The organism is Pseudomonas sp. 8_5_2, from assembly GCF_059295255.1.
In genome coordinates, this window is the sequence record NZ_CM181238.1 from 2,862,409 (window position 1) to 2,877,562 (window position 15,154).

Annotated in this window: 18 protein-coding genes and 1 riboswitch; of the genes, 5 read left to right on the forward strand and 13 right to left on the reverse strand. The window is 64.5% G+C overall.

Annotated elements, in window-relative coordinates:
- Window positions 1-4 precede the first annotated feature (4 nt).
- From AC5O5R_RS13110 to AC5O5R_RS13140, 7 genes are all read right to left on the reverse strand, one after another.
- Complete coding sequence (locus tag AC5O5R_RS13110) at window positions 5-619, reverse strand: response regulator transcription factor (RefSeq protein ID WP_172225793.1); 615 nt, start codon at window positions 617-619, stop codon at window positions 5-7.
- 218 nt (window positions 620-837) lie between these two features.
- Entirely contained in the window at window positions 838-1,080 is a 243-nt protein-coding gene (locus AC5O5R_RS13115; protein ID WP_172225796.1) for a DUF1272 domain-containing protein, read from the reverse strand.
- 66 nt (window positions 1,081-1,146) lie between these two features.
- A complete protein-coding gene (gene cobM / locus AC5O5R_RS13120) occupies window positions 1,147-1,899 on the reverse strand; it encodes a precorrin-4 C(11)-methyltransferase (RefSeq protein ID WP_172225799.1) in 753 nt (250 codons plus the stop codon).
- Between the two features lie 33 nt (window positions 1,900-1,932).
- Window positions 1,933-2,319, reverse strand: coding sequence for a cobalamin biosynthesis protein (locus AC5O5R_RS13125; RefSeq protein ID WP_172225802.1), 387 nt, complete (start codon window positions 2,317-2,319; stop codon window positions 1,933-1,935).
- Window positions 2,319-3,005: a CbtA family protein gene (locus tag AC5O5R_RS13130; RefSeq protein ID WP_172225805.1), complete on the reverse strand. Its 687-nt coding sequence runs from the start codon at window positions 3,003-3,005 to the stop codon at window positions 2,319-2,321. Before AC5O5R_RS13130 ends, AC5O5R_RS13125 begins: the two co-directional genes overlap by 1 nt.
- A gap of 9 nt (window positions 3,006-3,014) precedes the next feature.
- Window positions 3,015-3,203 carry a CbtB domain-containing protein gene (locus tag AC5O5R_RS13135; protein ID WP_172225808.1) on the reverse strand — a complete coding sequence of 63 codons (189 nt, stop codon included), beginning with the start codon at window positions 3,201-3,203 and terminating at the stop codon, window positions 3,015-3,017.
- Between the two features lie 92 nt (window positions 3,204-3,295).
- Window positions 3,296-3,517, reverse strand: a riboswitch (cobalamin riboswitch).
- Window positions 3,518-3,598: 81 nt separating this feature from the next.
- Window positions 3,599-4,078 carry a GNAT family N-acetyltransferase gene (locus AC5O5R_RS13140; protein ID WP_172225811.1) on the reverse strand — a complete coding sequence of 160 codons (480 nt, stop codon included), beginning with the start codon at window positions 4,076-4,078 and terminating at the stop codon, window positions 3,599-3,601.
- A gap of 131 nt (window positions 4,079-4,209) precedes the next feature.
- Here AC5O5R_RS13140 and AC5O5R_RS13145 point away from each other — a divergent pair, with 131 nt between their 5' ends.
- The 5 genes from AC5O5R_RS13145 (at window position 4,210) to AC5O5R_RS13165 (ending at window position 8,157) form a co-directional block, all read left to right on the forward strand.
- A complete protein-coding gene (locus AC5O5R_RS13145; RefSeq protein ID WP_172225813.1) occupies window positions 4,210-4,830 on the forward strand; it encodes a LysE family translocator in 621 nt (206 codons plus the stop codon).
- Between the two features lie 20 nt (window positions 4,831-4,850).
- Complete coding sequence (locus tag AC5O5R_RS13150) at window positions 4,851-5,723, forward strand: alpha/beta fold hydrolase (protein WP_494512668.1); 873 nt, start codon at window positions 4,851-4,853, stop codon at window positions 5,721-5,723.
- A 96-nt stretch (window positions 5,724-5,819) separates the two neighbouring features.
- On the forward strand, window positions 5,820-6,707 hold the full coding sequence (locus AC5O5R_RS13155; protein ID WP_172231147.1) for a pirin family protein: 888 nt from the start codon (window positions 5,820-5,822) through the stop codon (window positions 6,705-6,707).
- Window positions 6,708-6,780: 73 nt separating this feature from the next.
- On the forward strand, window positions 6,781-7,710 hold the full coding sequence (locus AC5O5R_RS13160) for a DNA-3-methyladenine glycosylase family protein (RefSeq protein WP_172231150.1): 930 nt from the start codon (window positions 6,781-6,783) through the stop codon (window positions 7,708-7,710).
- A 186-nt stretch (window positions 7,711-7,896) separates the two neighbouring features.
- Entirely contained in the window at window positions 7,897-8,157 is a 261-nt protein-coding gene (locus tag AC5O5R_RS13165) for a DUF1652 domain-containing protein (protein WP_172231153.1), read from the forward strand.
- 63 nt (window positions 8,158-8,220) lie between these two features.
- Here AC5O5R_RS13165 and AC5O5R_RS13170 read toward each other — a convergent pair whose 3' ends face one another.
- The 6 genes from AC5O5R_RS13170 to AC5O5R_RS13195 form a co-directional block, all read right to left on the reverse strand.
- Window positions 8,221-8,508 carry a hypothetical protein gene (locus AC5O5R_RS13170; RefSeq protein WP_172231156.1) on the reverse strand — a complete coding sequence of 96 codons (288 nt, stop codon included), beginning with the start codon at window positions 8,506-8,508 and terminating at the stop codon, window positions 8,221-8,223.
- A 159-nt stretch (window positions 8,509-8,667) separates the two neighbouring features.
- Entirely contained in the window at window positions 8,668-9,315 is a 648-nt protein-coding gene (gene alkB, locus AC5O5R_RS13175; RefSeq protein WP_172231159.1) for a DNA oxidative demethylase AlkB, read from the reverse strand.
- Window positions 9,316-9,536: 221 nt separating this feature from the next.
- Window positions 9,537-10,982: a curlin gene (locus AC5O5R_RS13180; RefSeq protein WP_494512671.1), complete on the reverse strand. Its 1,446-nt coding sequence runs from the start codon at window positions 10,980-10,982 to the stop codon at window positions 9,537-9,539.
- A gap of 16 nt (window positions 10,983-10,998) precedes the next feature.
- On the reverse strand, window positions 10,999-11,472 hold the full coding sequence (locus AC5O5R_RS13185; RefSeq protein WP_172231326.1) for a curlin: 474 nt from the start codon (window positions 11,470-11,472) through the stop codon (window positions 10,999-11,001).
- A 16-nt stretch (window positions 11,473-11,488) separates the two neighbouring features.
- Entirely contained in the window at window positions 11,489-13,720 is a 2,232-nt protein-coding gene (locus AC5O5R_RS13190; RefSeq protein WP_172231329.1) for an Ig-like domain-containing protein, read from the reverse strand.
- A 32-nt stretch (window positions 13,721-13,752) separates the two neighbouring features.
- Window positions 13,753-15,081, reverse strand: a complete 1,329-nt coding sequence (locus AC5O5R_RS13195) for a hypothetical protein (RefSeq protein WP_172231332.1) — start codon at window positions 15,079-15,081, stop codon at window positions 13,753-13,755.
- Window positions 15,082-15,154 lie beyond the last annotated feature (73 nt).

Consider the following 15,154-nt stretch of genomic DNA (forward strand, 5'->3'; position numbering starts at 1 on the left):
GCGCTCAGTTGACGTCGTTGCGTCTGGCCAGGTCGACCATTTCAACCAGCGACTCGGTCCTGAGCTTTTCCATGATACGGCCTCGGTAGGTACTGATGGTCTTGGCGCTGAGGTTCATGCAGTGCCCGATGTTCTTGTTGTTTTCACCGCGCGCCAGGCGCCGCAGCACTTCCATTTCACGGTTGGAGAGGCTTTCCAGGCGCACGGGTTCGCTCTCCAGCGAGTTGCTGTTGACCGACATCTGCGGGAAGGTCGAATAGCCCTTGATCAGGGCCTTGAGGGCAAACACCAACGGATCGGTATCTTCATCCTTGGTGACGAAGGCGCCGATGCCGGCATCCAGACAGCGGCGTACGTACAGATCGGTGGCCTGACCGGTCAGGACCATGATTTTCGGCACTGCCTCCAGGCACTGCAGGCGTTTGATCACTTCCATGCCGTCCAGCCCGGGTAGCCCGATGTCCAGAATTACAACGTCCGGGCGCAGCTCGCGGGCCACCTGCGCCACGATCCGGCCGTCGCCCACTTCGCCGACAACATGGAAGCGCTCGCGCTCGAGGATAGTGCGCAAAGCGACCCGGACGATCGGGTGGTCATCGACGATCAGCACGGTTGTCATGAGAAAACTCCTGTCAGGATGTGGTCCGCCTTCCTGGATCACTCAGGAATACGTCTGCAAGCGGGTTAATCGGAAGCGCTGCAAGATACGACCAATCCTGAAGTTTGGTAATGCCGAGTATAGAAGTGTTGATAATCCTCGGGTGCCTTGTTGAAAATTCCTACAAATAATGGAAAGACATCACCGCTAACAAGGCGGAGTGTCGATTTTCTGGTCGGTCAATTGCAGGCGAGGTGTGTTTTATTCACGCGCAAGGGCGAGGCGGGGTTGTTGGCCAAGGCCTGGCCGACCCGCGTCGGACGGGTCACCAGCTGGCCTTTGCAGTTCGGGCAATAGCCCTGCAAGCGGGTTTCGACGCAGGTGCGGCAGAAGGTGCATTCAAAGGAACAGATCAGCGCGTCAGGGCTGTCGCCAGGCAGGTCGATATCGCAGCATTCGCAGTTGGGGCGTAGATCCAGCATGAGCTTGACTCCGGTTCGCAAGCGGGAACCCGGAGTCTGCTACGCCTGTGGTGAGCCTGGCAATGCTCAGTCGCCAGGGCGATACAAGTGGGCGTGCCCTGCGCGGTACAAGGCCGAATCGGCGAACGGAGTGTTGCCCAGCACATGCCCCACCAGAATCAGTGCGGTGCGGCGGAAGTCCTTGGCGGCGACACGTTCGGCGATGTCGCCAAGGCTGCCACGAACCCAGTCCTGGTCTGGCCATGTGGCGCGGTGCACGACCGCCACCGGGCAGTCTGCGCCATAGTGTGGCAGCAGTTCGTCGACGATCCGCGAGAGGTGCTTGACCCCCAGGTGAATCGCAAGCGTGCTGCCATGGCGCGCCAGGTCCGCCAGCTGCTCGCCGGGTGGCATCGGCGAGCTGTCGCCATAGCGGGTCAGGATCACCGTCTGTGCCACCTGCGGCAGGGTCAGCTCGCAGCCGAGCAGGGCGGCGCTGGCGGCCGTTGCGGTGACACCGGGGATGATCTGGTAATCGATACCCAGCGCCTGCAGGTGGCGGATCTGCTCGCCGATGGCGCCGTACAGGCTGGGGTCGCCGCTATGCACGCGGGCGATGTCCTGGCCTTGCTGGTGCGCCGTGCGCATGGCGGCGATGATCTGCTCCAGGTGCAGCTCGGCACTGTTGATCACGGTTTCGGCCCGGTGGCCTTCGAGCACGGCAGCAGGCACCAGCGAGCCGGCGTAGATGATCACCGGGCACTGACGAATCAGCCGTTGCCCCTTGACCGTGATCAGTTCCGGGTCGCCGGGGCCGGCGCCGATGAAGTAGACCGTCATGGAAAGTCCTTGCAAGAAATGAGGGTGCAGCGTTCAGCAGGCCAGCGCGAGGGTTGCCGGGCCCATCACCTGGCGTGTGAGCAGCAACCGCGCGGTGCCGAGCCGCTGGCTGGCCAGGGCCAACGCCGCGCTCTCGGCCACCCCCCAGCAACCCGTGTGGGCATGGGCCACAGCAGAACGGTGGCTGAGCAGGGGGGAGTAGGGTTGCAGTTGCGCGCCATGGTACAGCACCAAAGGCAAACCGAGGTGTTCGGCCAGTTGCTGCAACCCCGGTTCGTTGGCCTTCAGGCTGATGCTGGCGATACCGTGCAGGTCGGCCAGCGCCAGGCCCTGATTATCCAGGGCCTGGCGCAGAAGGCTGAGCAGCGTATCCACCGGGCAGCCCCGGCGGCAGCCAAAACCGGCGTAAAAAACCGGCATCAGGCCTGGCTTGAGCGGCGGAACAGCCAGGCGCTTAGCAGGCCCAGGGCCAGCCAGAAGGCGGCGTTGGTCAGCCAGGAGGCCAGCTTGAACTGGGCTTGCAGTGCTTCGGGAGCCAGGCTTTCGTGCACCTCCGGTTGCGGCGCGCCAATCACATGCGGCACCACCAGCAGCACGGCGCCCAGCGCTTTCAGCAGCCCGTGGCGGGCAAACGCCAGCAAGGCCAGGCCCAGGGCGGTGGCGCTGGCGGTGCCAATCCACCAGGCCTGACGTTGCCCAAGGTCGGCCGCAGCCGTACCTGGCAGTTCTGGGGGCAGGCCCAGGGTTGGCGCGAGGCAGAACACGGCGAAGCCCGCCAGCCCCCACAAAGCCCCCGTGCTGGCGCGCTTCGGAGCGCGCAGGCTGTAGAGCGCGGCCAGGATCAGGGCGAAGCCGACCGCCACCACCAGGTTGCCACCGGTCGTAGACAGCACGCGCTGCCAGCCGTCTTCCGGCGACCAGGCTTCGGCGCTGTGCTCATGGGCAGCGACTTCGCTGCCATGTTCGTGGTGTGCGGCCGGGGCCGAAGACTCGTAGGTTTCCGCCTGAAGAATCAACGGGGCCACCCAGAAGCTTTGCAACAAGGTCAGCAACAAGGCCGCAAGCAGCCCGCTGAAGCCCGCCGTACGGGCAATGCGCGTGATCATCGGGCGTACTCAGTGGCAGGGGAAGGCGGCGCTGTGGCGGGTATCGTGGGCAGCGTTGTGCACGGCCTCGATGTGCGAAAAACCGGCGAAGTAGACCAGGCACAGGCCCAGCAGGCTGGCGCCGACGGCGATGACGACGCGTTGGCTTAGCGTGGTGGGGGTGGCAAGGCTGTGTGGCTTGGCGCTGGTGACGGGCATGACGCGTTCCTCTGCTTTTTTGTGGGCAACGGACAAGCGCGGCAGCCCCGAGCGTGATTGCCCAGGGAATGCGACAGCGCCCGCCCACCGCGGGGTGTTCATGAACGCCAGGCCGGTCTCCGGGCTTGCGAGGAAGAGCAGGGCTCCTGAAAAGCGTCACCTTCCCATGCCGAACTACGGGCACAGTGGTACAGACGCTTCGCTCGCTTACCGTTGCGGGGGCAGCACCGGGCTTGTCCGACCCTGCTGAAGGGCCGCGACGCACCGGTTTCCCGTTTCACCCCAGAAGGGGCACCTGAACGCAGGCATAAGGAGAGCATGGGGCGGGCGTGGCGTCAATTGCGGGATATGAGCTGGGCCCTGATGCCCCCCCTAACAGCGCCTCTCCCGCCCCATCAACCGCGAGCAAACGCCGCCAGCTTCTCCCCGTCCAGGCGATAGCGCACCCACTCGTCCTGCGCCTCGGCCCCCAGCTTCTGGTAAAAGCCGATCGCCGGCTCGTTCCAGTCCAGCACGCTCCACTCCAGCCGCCCGCAGTTGTTCGCTACCGCTTCGCGCGCAATGTGCTGCAGCACTTGCCGCCCCGCGCCATCGCCGCGCTGCTCGGGCGTGATATACAAGTCTTCCAGGTAGATGCCGTTGCGCCCGAGCCAGGTCGAGTAGCTGTAGAAATACACGGCGAAGCCGATTGCCTGGCCATCGCGTTCGCACATCAGGCCATGCACCGTGCTGCCCTCGTCGAACAGGCTGTGCTCGATGTCGGCGACGCTGGCGATCACTTCGTGACGGGCACGCTCATACTCGGCCAGTTCGGTAATGAAGGCCAGAATCTGTTGCGCATCGGTGCGAACGGCAGGGCGAATGGTAACGCTCATGTTGACGGCTTCCTTGATTCGGGTAGCAATACAGTGAGGTGTATCTACATAATTTAATGAAACTGTACTGGTCGCAGGGGAGGGCGACTCCGTTAGTGTGACAGCACCTATAAAGAAAGTGGACCGCCCCTATGCTCGCCTCTGCCGACCTGCTGACCGCCTTCGTGCTGTTTGCCTTCGTGTCCTCCATCACGCCCGGCCCCAACAACACCATGTTGCTGGCCTCTGGGGTGAACTTCGGCGTGCGCCGCTCGATTCCTCACGCTGTGGGCATCAGCGTCGGTTTCATGGTCATGGTGCTGGCCGTTGGTCTGGGCCTGGGCGAGGTGTTCAAGGCGTGGCCGCCGCTGTACACAGTGCTGCGCTACACCGGGGCGGCCTACCTGCTGTACCTGGCCTGGAAAATCGCCACTTCCGGGCCAGTCGGTACGGCTTCGTCCGGTGCTCGCAAACCCATGGGCTTCTGGGGCGCAGCGGCGTTCCAGTGGGTCAATCCAAAGGCCTGGGTGATGGCGGTGGGGGCGATTACAACCTATACACCGGCGCAAGGCTATGTGACCAACGTGATCGTCATCGCCGCCTTGTTCGCCCTGGTCAACCTGCCCAGCGTGGGCGTGTGGGTGATGTTTGGCAGCGCGCTGCGCAACCTGCTGCAGAACCCGCGTTGGCTGATGCTGTTCAATGTCCTGATGGCCCTGTTGCTGGTGATTTCACTGTACCCGCTTCTGTTTGTAGAATCGGCGTTTTCCTAGCCCGCGAGTTGCCCAAGCCCATGCAGTTGATCCCCTGGTCCCACGAATGTGCCGAAGGCTTCACCCTGCGTGGCTGGCGCACCGCGGCCAGCGGCAAGCCGCTGCTGCATTTCTTGCACGGTAACGGCTTCTGCTGCCTGGCCTATCAGCCTTTGCTGATGCGCCTGGGCGAGCATTTCGACCTGTGGCTGTGCGATGTCCAGGGGCACGGTGACAGTGACCATGGCGGGGCGTTTCGCGGCTGGAACCGTACCGCCGCGTTGGCCGTGGAGGCATTTCAGGCCGGGCGTGGCGAGTACGGCGAAGTGCCGCGCTTTGCCGTCGGGCACAGCTTTGGCGGCGTGCTCACCGGGCTGATGCTGGCCAGTGAGCCGCAGCTGTTTGCACGTGCCGTGTTGCTTGACCCGGTGCTGTTCAGCCGGCGCATGCTTGGCGTGATGGGCGCGGCGGCCCTGGTTGGCCTGCACCAGCGCCACGCCCTGGCGCGCAAGGCCGCGAGCCGGCGCAGCCACTGGCCTGATCGCGAAGCGGCGCTCGCTTCACTGCAAGGCCGTGGCATCTTCAAGGGCTGGGCGGATGCGGCGCTGCAGGCCTATGTCGAACATGCCATCGGTGATTGCGGCGAAGCGGTGGTCCTCAAATGCCGGCCCAGCCGTGAGGTGGAAATATTCAGCTCGTTCCCCAGGCGCATGTGGGCAAGCCTTGCTGCGATCAGCACCCCTACGCAGGTGTTGTATGGCGAGCACACCTATCCCTTCGTGCCACACTCGGTAAGTCGGCTGGCGGCGCTCAACCCGAATGTGACTGCGCAACAGGTAGCGGGCGGGCATTGTTTCATGCAGGAGGACCCTGGCAAGGCAGCTGATCAGGTGCTCGATTTCTTGCAGGGCTGATTGTTCCATCCATGGAACGATGCATGCCAAAACGGCTGACTACCGCCCGATTGACATCATTGATAAGGTTATCCCAGCCAAGAGAGGAGCCTTCTCATGAAAAAGATTCTGGGTATCCACCGCAACCCGCACGCTCATTGGGTGGGGGATGGTTTTCCGGTGCGCAGCCTGTTCACCTACGACAACCTGGCCAGCCAGATCAGCCCGTTCCTGCTGCTTGACTATGCCGGCCCCCATGATTTCACCCCGACTGCTGCACGACGGGGTGTCGGCCAGCACCCGCACCGCGGCTTTGAGACTGTGACCATCGTCTATCAGGGCGAGCTGGAGCACCGTGACTCCACCGGCGCTGGCGGTCTGATCGGCCCTGGGGACGTGCAGTGGATGACCGCCGCCAATGGCATCATCCATGAAGAGTTCCACTCCCCAGCCTTCGCCCGCAGCGGCGGCACGCTGGAAATGGTACAGCTGTGGGTCAACCTGCCGGCGCGGGACAAGCGGGCAGCGGCCGGGTATCAGACGCTGCTGGCCAACGACATCCCGGTGGTTGCACTGGACGGCGAGGGCGGTAGCTTGCGGGTCATTGCCGGTAACTACCTTGGGCACCAAGGCCCGGCGCGGACTTTTACCGCAATGGATGTGTGGGACCTGCGCCTGACTGCTGGTGCAGCCTTGCAGCTGCCGGTGGCCGCAGGGCGCAACGCGGCGTTGGTGGTGTTGCGCGGGACCGTGCGGGTCAACGGCGAGCGCGAGGCCGGCCCCTCCAGCCTGGTGCTGCTTGACCCGGCTGGCGAGGACATTACCCTCGAGGCGCCGGAAGGTGCCAGTGTGCTGCTGCTCAGCGGGGAACCGATCGATGAGCCAATCGTCGGCTACGGCCCGTTCGTGATGAACAGCCAGGCCGAGATTGCCGAGTCGTTCGACGATTTCCATGCCGGAAGGTTTGGGCAAATGCAGGATGCGCGGGACGGCGCTGCGCATTGATCATGGCGGATTGAATCGCCCGTACCGGCGACAAGGCCGGTACAGGCTACCGGTTTGCTGGCATGATGCAGCCATGCCCAAGCTCACCCGCCTGCACGCCGTGCGCCGATCACTTCCTACCCCACACCACCACATACTGTGGCTGCGCTACCGTGCCCCCTACCACTGGGCCTCGACCGTGGCATTCCTCGCCGCCCGCTGTATCCCTGGCATCGAAACCTGCCTCGACGGCACCTACAGCCGCTCGTTGGTGATTGCCGGTCAACACGCGGTGATGCACGCCACCCCTTTACCTGACCAACGCCTGCAGGTTCGCCTTGAAGGGGTGCCCTGCGCTGCGCTACCCGGCCTGATCGCCAGGCTTCGCCGGGTATTCAACCTTGACGCCGACCCTGTGCGCATCGCTGCCGAGCTATCTCGTGACCCACTGATGGCCCGGCTGCTGCAACAGCGTCCAGGCCTGCGTGTACCGCAAGGCTGGGACGCTTGCGAGCAGGCGATGCGCACGGTACTCGGGCAGCAGATCAGCGTCGCCGGCGCCATGACCCTGGCCGGCCGGCTGGTGCAACGCCACGGTGTCCCGCTGCGTCTCTCGGCGCCGGGGTTGAGCCACGTTTTCCCTGCTTTGTCAGTGCTGGCGGCTGCCCGGTTCGAGAACCTGGGCATGCCCAAGGCAAGGGCCGCCACCCTGGGCACGCTGGCCAATGCCTTGCTCGCCGAACCGGGCCTGTTGCGCACAGGGCAAGTGCTGGATGTGGTGCTGGGTAACCTCTGCAAACTCAAAGGCATCGGCCCATGGAGTGCGCAGTACCTTGCCCTGCGCCAGGCCGGCGCTGCCGACGCGATGCCGCTGGGCGATGTGGCCCTGGTCAAGGCGTTGCGCTTGCTGGAGGGGGCTGATGCGCAATTGGCTGATCGGGCATTGGCATGGCGACCTTGGCGAGCCTATGCAGCCCAGCATCTGTGGGCGTCGTTGGCCACAGGCGAGACCGCTCGTCGTTAAGTGCGCGATTGCGATCGAACACCCCCAGTGTCTGCGGATCTTCCACTAAGGTGCTAGATGATTCCCCCGAAAGATCATTGCCCCGGCGCATGGACGCCTGCCCGGGCATGCGCAATATCAATTGGCGCCCTGCCTGACAAAGGTGTACTCAAACACAACAGGCCATCCCACAGAGAGGGTCGTACCATGTCGTTGATTGGAGTTTCGATGCTAGAGATGCGGCAAATGATCGAGCAGGCCTGCCTGCCCGACCGTTGTGAAGTCAGTTGCCCGGATGGCGCCAACCTGACTATCCGCCTGGGTCAGGGCCAGAGTCTCGAAGCAGGCGTGACCCTGAGCGGGGTCCCGCTGCACAACCTGAACAGTTGCCGGGACCTGGTCACGCTGGTGGCGCAGCTCCACGCGTTACGCGCGAGCCACCCGGTCCCCCTCAAGGCCATTGCCTGAGGGAGCCTGTGCCCCGGCCAGTCCAGGCTGGCCGGGGACATCTGGCCCCGCCTCAGACTGAACCTATAGCAACTCCAGCAGCAGGTTCATGCCGCCGTCTCCGCATTTACCCTTGTCGCGCACCACTCCCCGATAGCTGCGCCCGTCCCAGACGAAAGCCACGCTGTGCGCCCGCTCGACCTTGTCGGGCAGCGGCGGGCAGATATGCAGGCGCAACCCCGGCCGCCCTTTGAGGGTCAGGTCGGCCATCTGGCATTCGCACTCCACGCTCTGGGCCACAGGGCCAAACAGGGTGTCGCGCACGTAATCGAGTTGCAGCGAGGCGTTGGGCGAACGGCCGGGCATTTTCATGGGCGCGGCACTCCGTATTGAAGGTGTGAAGGGTAAGGCGGGTTAGGCATGGCAAGCTCCAGGCAAAGCTAAGGCGCGACAAGGTATTTGAAGCCTGCCTGGCGAAGATGTTCAACGTGTTTCAGCCACGGGTGCTGAACGGTGGGTTGCCTGCCAGCTTCAGCCACCGGCCTTGCGCAACGTCAGGTTGATACGCCGTTCACCCAGACGCGGGTGCACGCCGGGCTTGATCGGCAGCACGCCATGGAACCGCAAACGGTCTTCGCCACCCCAGACCAGCACATCGCCGTGGTTCAGCGGGATGCGCCGGGTCTTGTCGGCACGCTGCAGGCCACCAAACAGGAACACCGCCGGCAAGCCCAGCGATACCGACACGATGGGCTGGGCGAAGTCCTGCTCGTCGCGATCCTGGTGCAGGCTCAGGCGGGTGCCGGGCAGGTAGTGGTTGACCAGGCAGGCATCGGGCACAAAACCGTCAAAGCCGGCCATGGCTGCGGCGCGGGTTGCGAGGTTCAGCAGCAGCGCAGGCAGCGCGGGCCAAGGCTCGCCGCTGAGCGGGTCGCAACGGCTGTAGCGGTAACCGTGTTCATCACTCACCCAACCCAGCGCACCACAGTTGGTCAGGCCCACCGCCATGCGCAGGCCCCCGGGGGTGGTCATGTGCCGGAACGGCGCGGCACGCAGCACCGGGCGCAGGGCGTCGAGCAGTGGCTCCATTTCGGCCAGGGCAAAGCCGGGTAGCAGCACGGTGTGGCTGGCCAGGCGTTGCGGCTGGGGGCCGAACAGATCGAGGTCGGACTGGATCATGGGGGAGGGTCAGGTCAGGTTTTGACCATTGTAATGTGCTTGGCAGGTCTGGCCTACTCGCGGGTGAACCCGCTCCCGCAGGTTCTGCACAGGCCTGAGGCAGTGGAGACCTATGGCAGCGGGCTCACCCGCGAACAGGCCGCGTAAAAAAACAAACAGGGCAGGAAAAAAAGGAACCGCGGCACCAGGGAGAGAAGCACCGCGGTTCAAGGGGGAGCCGTCTACTTCTGGGTCACAGTAGCCATGTTGGCGCTGCCCAGCTGGCTGATGGTGGCGGTTTGAGCCATACCGCTCTGGTCGACGAACGCCTTGTTGCCCTGGCCCCCTTGGGTCACGTAGGCGACGTTGATGCTGTCAGCCTGTTTGATGGTGGCTTCGTTGCCACTGCCATACAGCTGGTTGGTGTAGCTCTGGTTGCTGTAGCCGGACTGGTCCAGGGTGATGCTGTTGCCAGTGCCCTGGCTGTTGCCGTAGGCATAGTTGTCGGTACCACGCTGGTCGGCAATCAGGATGTTGTCGGTGCCGTTCTGCTCGAAGTACAACTCGTTGTTGCTGTCGGCCTGCTTGGTCTGCATCTGGTTGCCGGTGCCTTTCTGGTTCAGCGTGGCCACGTGGTTTTCACCATTCTGGGTCAGGTTGACGCCGTTGCCGGTACCGTTCTGGTTGATGGTGGCGGTCTGGTTGGCGCCGAACTGGCCGCCCATCTTGGCGCCTTTCCAGTTGCTGGCGGTGATGGTGTTGCCGTTGCCCTTGGTGTTGATGGTAAGGCTGAGGTTTTCGCCGTTCTGGTAGGTGTAGTGCAGGTTGTTGTTACCGGTCTGGGTAATGGTAGTGTTCGAATTGTTGGTTTCGAACTGATCCGACCAGCTGGCGTTGGCACGGCCCTGCTGTGACAGGCTGACCTTGTTGTCAGCGCCGAAGCTCTGGTCGATATAGGCTTCGTTGAGCTGCCCGGTCTGGGTGACGGCGGCTTGGCTGCCGATCTGTGTGTCCTGCCACACTTCCGCCGAGTTGCCGGTGCCGTACTGACCAATGCCGATGGTGCCGCCAGTACCGTCGCGCTGGTCGCCATAGGCCCAGTTTTCGCGGCCGTCCTGGTAGATCTGGACATCGCCATCGATGTGGTTCAGGTGCTCGGCGGCGGCGTAGTTGTCCTGGCCGGTCTGGGTCACCGTGCTGCGGTTGTTGCTGCCGCCGAAAGTCTGCTCGATGAAGGCTTCGTTGCGCTGGCCGGACTGCGAGGTGGTGGCCTTGCTGCCTTCTTGAGTGTCCTGCCACACGGTCGAGACGTTTCCGGTGCCTTGCTGGGTTTGCAGGGCCTCGTTGTTGTTGCCCAGCGACTGGCTGGCGAAGGCATCGTTGGTGGTGCCACCGGCCTGCTGGGTGATCTGGCTGCCGTTCTCGAACAGTTGCTCGGCGTAGCCGGCGTTGAGCGAGCCGGTGGCGCTTTGCTTGATGTCGCTGGTGCTCTCGGTCTGCACCGCCAGGTGGTTGTGGCCCTTGCCGGTCTGGTTCTGGGTGGCCGAGGCGAAGGATGCGGCAGTCTGGCTGACTTCGGCGATGTTTTCCTTGCCGTCCTGGGTCTGGGACGAGGTGCTGTCAGCAGCCATGGCCTGACCTGCGAGGGCCAGGACGATAGCGGCACTTAAGGGAGCGAGCTTGTACATGGTGGTGCCTCCAGGTCTATCGGTATTGGGTGATCTGAACATGCTGGCCATTGCCTGCCTGGGTCACGGAGCTGTTGAGGCCCGTGCCGGACTGCACGATGCTGGCGCTGTTGTCGTTGCCGATCTGTTCGATGGCTGCGCTATTGCTGCTGCCGCTCTGGCGGATCGACGCGCTGTTGCCATTGCCCTGCTGGATGATGCTGGCCATCAGGTCACTGCCTTCTTGCAGGATGTACGCCTCCTGCGCGCCACCGGTCTGGACGATGCGGCCCAGCAGGGCCTGGCCGTTCTGGTCGAGGGCGGCGCGGTTGCCCGACCCTTGCTGCTCGATCACCGCCGCCTGACCGGCGCCGACCGGGAGCAGGCGGATGATCACTGGGTCACCCAGGTCATTGCCGGGTGCGAGGTCGGCATTGTCCATCAGGTCTTCGGCCCAACTGGCCTGGCCCGCCAGGGCCAGGCTGAGCAGCAGTGGATACAGGCGTTTCATGGCGTTACTCCGGCCGTTACTGCACAACCACGTTGACGGTGCGCGTGGTACCCGGGCTGGTGGTGATGGTCGCCGTCGGCGCGGCGGTCGGGATCAAGGTGGTGCTGTTGCTCACTGCCAGGCGCCAGCGGCCGGTCACCGGTACGGTGGCGGTGCCCAAGGTCTGCACGCCTGTGGTGGTGGTGACGCGCACCGTCACGACGTTGCCGGTGGTCACCGACGAGGTACCGCTGATGTCCCAGTTGAAGCGGTTGTTGGAGCGCGCCGTGACCGTGGCGGCCGTGACTGTGAAGGTCTCGGCAGCCGGGCGTGGCGACACGTTGACGGTGACGGTGCCCGCGTTGGATAGCGCCCCCAGCGAGTCACGCGCCTGGTAGGTGAAGGTGGTCGTGAAGGCTGCGGTTACCGTAGCCGGTGGCGTGTAGGTCACGGTGGTGCCGTCGGTGCTCACCGTACCCCGGCCGGCAGCCGGCTGGGTAACGGCGGCCACGGCCAGCGGCAGGTTGCCTTCCGGGTCGGTGTCATTGGCCAGTACGTTGATGGTCAACGGCACGCCCAGGGTGGCGACGGTTTCCGGGACGGCAGTGGGTGCCTGGTTAGGCGCGACGTTGACGGTGACCGTGGCCGGTTCCGACTTCAGGCCCTTGGCGTCTGTTGCCCGGTAGCTGAAGCTGGCCACCAGCGGTTGCGTGGCGCCGACTGGCGGGGTGTAGGTGACCGAGGTGGTACCGTTCAGCACCACGCCGCCCAGGCCGGTACCGGGTTGGGTGAGGTCGCTGATGGTCAGCGGCACGTTGCCGTCCGGGTCGCTGTCGTTCAGCAGCAGGTTGAGGGTGATCGGGATACCGACACTGGTGCTGCCGACATCGGCCTGGGCCAGCGGTGGCTGGTTGGCCGCCTCGACCGGGGCGTTGCCGACCACGATCACCGGCTCGACATCGCTGCCGCCATGGGCAGACTTGACGGTGACGGTGGCTGGCGGCTGCAACACATCGTTGACGGTCAGGCTTTGCAGCGTGCCCGATTTCGACATGCGGCCATAGCCTTGGGCAAGCAGGTCGGGGATCGCCACCTCGTCGCTGGATGCGGCTTCGATCAGCAGGCGTTTATTGGCCCAGTCATAACGCGCGGTGCTGACCTGGACCACGTCGGTCAGCTTGCTCGACAACGCGGTAGGCTGGGTGCCGCCGGCCGCGTTGCTGGCGGTGACCACCACCACTGCAGGCTGCACGGCCTGGCTGAACTGCTGGCTGAAGAACAAGCCGTTGTTGTCCGCAGTCAGGGTGAACTGGCACGGCGACGGCGGTGTGCCGATCAGTGCCAGGCCATTGCGCATGCACAGGCTGGCCTCTTTAGGGGCCTTGGCGAACACCTCTACCCGGGTGCCGCTGCCGTTACGCGAGTAGGTGGCGCGCTCCAGGGTGACGGGGGTCGGCGCGCGCTCGTCGAGGACCTTGCCGGACACGGTGAAGGTATTGGTCTGGATGGATCCTGCAGGGCCTTCTATGCGGACGAAGTTGGTATTGAAGGGGCTTCCGGTTACCGCTTCGGTGATGTTCGGGTCGCCGACGAATGTTTCCGAGCTCCCCGTGTCGGGGTTGACCTCCACATAGGGCCCACCGACGCCCCGCAGCCATGGGCCAAGTGCGCCATTCAGTGGGCCGCTGAAGTTGCCTGGCGCGCCAATGCCGATGTCACGGGTAATGTTGATTGCCCTTCGGCCAGGTGTCGTGACGTTGACGGTTTCGACGCCATAGGGGTGGGTGATGGTGTAAACACCGGCCCGTGGTACCGAGGCACGGATACGGATGCGGGCAAAGCTCTGCTGGTCGCCATCGACAGGGTTTTCGGCGGCGAACGCCGCTTCCAGGCCCGCCACGTATACCTCGAGCTCATAACCGCTATTGCCGACCTGAGGGATCTCGGTTTCGGCCAGGAACCAGAACATCTCCGGCGGCCAGTTGTCGGGGAACACCAGCGGCAAGGCGTCGTCGTAGATACCCGGTTCCGGTAGCAGGGTGCACATGTACGAAGGTGCGGCCGGGGTCCCCGGCACCCGGGTACTGGTCGCCCGGGACTGGCACAGCTCCAGGGACTGGTCGAGGCCGTCCTTGTACCACATCGGGTAACCACCGGTGGCGAAGGTGTATGGCCCCGGGTCGACATCAGACAGCGCGGCAAACGCGGCGCTGGTAACGGTGAGGGAGAAACCGGCGGCCAACAGCGCACGGCGCGACCAAGTGTTCATGCTGCCTCCTTGAAGGCTGAGCCTTTGTCTGTTCATGGCACCAGCACCACGTCTTCGGTATCGCTACCGCCATTGGCGCTGGTGACCTGCACCTTGGCCGGCGGGATCGGCGACAGCGACATGCTTAGTGTCTTGACGGCGCCGTTGCCGCTCAGGGCGCCGATCAACGTACCGTTGCCGGTATGCGCGGTGAGCACAGGCGGGGAGGTCTCGTCGCTGGTGCTGGCCACCAGGGTCAGTTCGCCGGTAGACAAGCGGTACTGCGCCTGGGTGATGGTGACCAGGTCGGTCAGCGGCAGGTTGCTGGTGGTCAGGCTGCTGGTGGGGATTGCCACGCTGTTGTCGGCAGTCAGCGTGACGATGGTGCCGGCAGCCGGGTTGAGCGCCGACTGGGCGTACCAGGCCCCGGTGCCATTGGCTTCGGTCAGGTTCAGGTTGGGCGTCTGGCTGGTCAGCGTAACGCTGGCCGGTGGCGGTGGGGCCATCACGAAGATGTCCTGCTGGGCACGCAGGTCGCCGTTCTCGGTATGCCGCGAGTAGGTGCTGCGTTGCGGCATCAGCGGGGTCGGCAGGGCGACTGTCGAGAGTTTGCCGGAAATCGAGAACAGCTCGGTGCGCAGGTCGATGCCGCCCGGGCCCTCGATGCGCACATAGTTGGTATTGAAGGGGCTGCCAGTGACCTGTTCATCCAGGTTCGGGTCGCCGATGAAGCGCTCGCTGCCCTCGGTGTAGGGGCCGTTGACGCTGCGCAGGAACGGCCCGACATCACCCTTCAACGCGCCTGTGAAGTCGCCGGCGCCGGCAATGCCGATGTCGCGGGTCATGTTGATTGCCCGGCGCCCGGCGGCCGGTACATCGAAGACTTCGACGCCGTAGGGGTGGGTGACCACATAGGTGCCGGCGGTTGGCACGTCGACCCGGATGCGCACCCGGGCAAAGCTGACCTGGTCGCCCTCCACCGGCTCTTCGGCGGCGAACGCCGCTTCGATCGCCGTACCGTAGCTCAGGTCGATACCGCGGGCGGCGTCGACGATGGCGGCGTCGGCGGTAAACCAGAACGCTTCGTCAGGAAAGTTGCTGGGGAAGGCGATGGGTTGGGTATCGTCGAACACGCCCGGGGTGGGCAGCAGCGTGCACATGTACGACGGCGCGCCGGGGGCGCCGGCCACGCGTGAGCTGACCGCCTTGGTCAGGCACAGGTCGAGGGTTCGACCGTGGCTGTCCTGGTACCAGGCGGGGAAGCCGCCGTTGGCGGGCACGTAGGCGCCTGGATCGACTGCGTTCAAGGCAGCCTGCGCCGGGAGCTGGAGCATGCCGGCGAAAATCGCCACTGCCAGCGGGTGGGGTATCGGTCGGTGCATGAGTCAATTCCTCCTGCAAACGGGCCCATGGACTTGGGGCGTCTGGGAGGAGATCGGCAATAGCTGTGCCAAC

Excerpts from the sequence above, each read along its gene's own strand:
- AC5O5R_RS13110 (WP_172225793.1), bottom strand. The coding sequence starts at position 619 with ATGACAACCGTGCTGATCGTCGATGACCACCCGATCGTCCGGGTCGCT.
- AC5O5R_RS13115 (WP_172225796.1), bottom strand. The coding sequence starts at position 1,080 with ATGCTGGATCTACGCCCCAACTGCGAATGCTGCGATATCGACCTGCCT.
- cobM (WP_172225799.1), bottom strand. The coding sequence starts at position 1,899 with ATGACGGTCTACTTCATCGGCGCCGGCCCCGGCGACCCGGAACTGATC.
- AC5O5R_RS13125 (WP_172225802.1), bottom strand. The coding sequence starts at position 2,319 with ATGCCGGTTTTTTACGCCGGTTTTGGCTGCCGCCGGGGCTGCCCGGTG.
- AC5O5R_RS13130 (WP_172225805.1), bottom strand. The coding sequence starts at position 3,005 with ATGATCACGCGCATTGCCCGTACGGCGGGCTTCAGCGGGCTGCTTGCG.
- AC5O5R_RS13135 (WP_172225808.1), bottom strand. The coding sequence starts at position 3,203 with ATGCCCGTCACCAGCGCCAAGCCACACAGCCTTGCCACCCCCACCACG.
- AC5O5R_RS13140 (WP_172225811.1), bottom strand. The coding sequence starts at position 4,078 with ATGAGCGTTACCATTCGCCCTGCCGTTCGCACCGATGCGCAACAGATT.
- AC5O5R_RS13145 (WP_172225813.1), top strand. The coding sequence starts at position 4,210 with ATGCTCGCCTCTGCCGACCTGCTGACCGCCTTCGTGCTGTTTGCCTTC.
- AC5O5R_RS13150 (WP_494512668.1), top strand. The coding sequence starts at position 4,851 with ATGCAGTTGATCCCCTGGTCCCACGAATGTGCCGAAGGCTTCACCCTG.
- AC5O5R_RS13155 (WP_172231147.1), top strand. The coding sequence starts at position 5,820 with ATGAAAAAGATTCTGGGTATCCACCGCAACCCGCACGCTCATTGGGTG.
- AC5O5R_RS13160 (WP_172231150.1), top strand. The coding sequence starts at position 6,781 with ATGCCCAAGCTCACCCGCCTGCACGCCGTGCGCCGATCACTTCCTACC.
- AC5O5R_RS13165 (WP_172231153.1), top strand. The coding sequence starts at position 7,897 with ATGTCGTTGATTGGAGTTTCGATGCTAGAGATGCGGCAAATGATCGAG.
- AC5O5R_RS13170 (WP_172231156.1), bottom strand. The coding sequence starts at position 8,508 with ATGAAAATGCCCGGCCGTTCGCCCAACGCCTCGCTGCAACTCGATTAC.
- alkB (WP_172231159.1), bottom strand. The coding sequence starts at position 9,315 with ATGATCCAGTCCGACCTCGATCTGTTCGGCCCCCAGCCGCAACGCCTG.
- AC5O5R_RS13180 (WP_494512671.1), bottom strand. The coding sequence starts at position 10,982 with ATGTACAAGCTCGCTCCCTTAAGTGCCGCTATCGTCCTGGCCCTCGCA.
- AC5O5R_RS13185 (WP_172231326.1), bottom strand. The coding sequence starts at position 11,472 with ATGAAACGCCTGTATCCACTGCTGCTCAGCCTGGCCCTGGCGGGCCAG.
- AC5O5R_RS13190 (WP_172231329.1), bottom strand. The coding sequence starts at position 13,720 with ATGAACACTTGGTCGCGCCGTGCGCTGTTGGCCGCCGGTTTCTCCCTC.
- AC5O5R_RS13195 (WP_172231332.1), bottom strand. The coding sequence starts at position 15,081 with ATGCACCGACCGATACCCCACCCGCTGGCAGTGGCGATTTTCGCCGGC.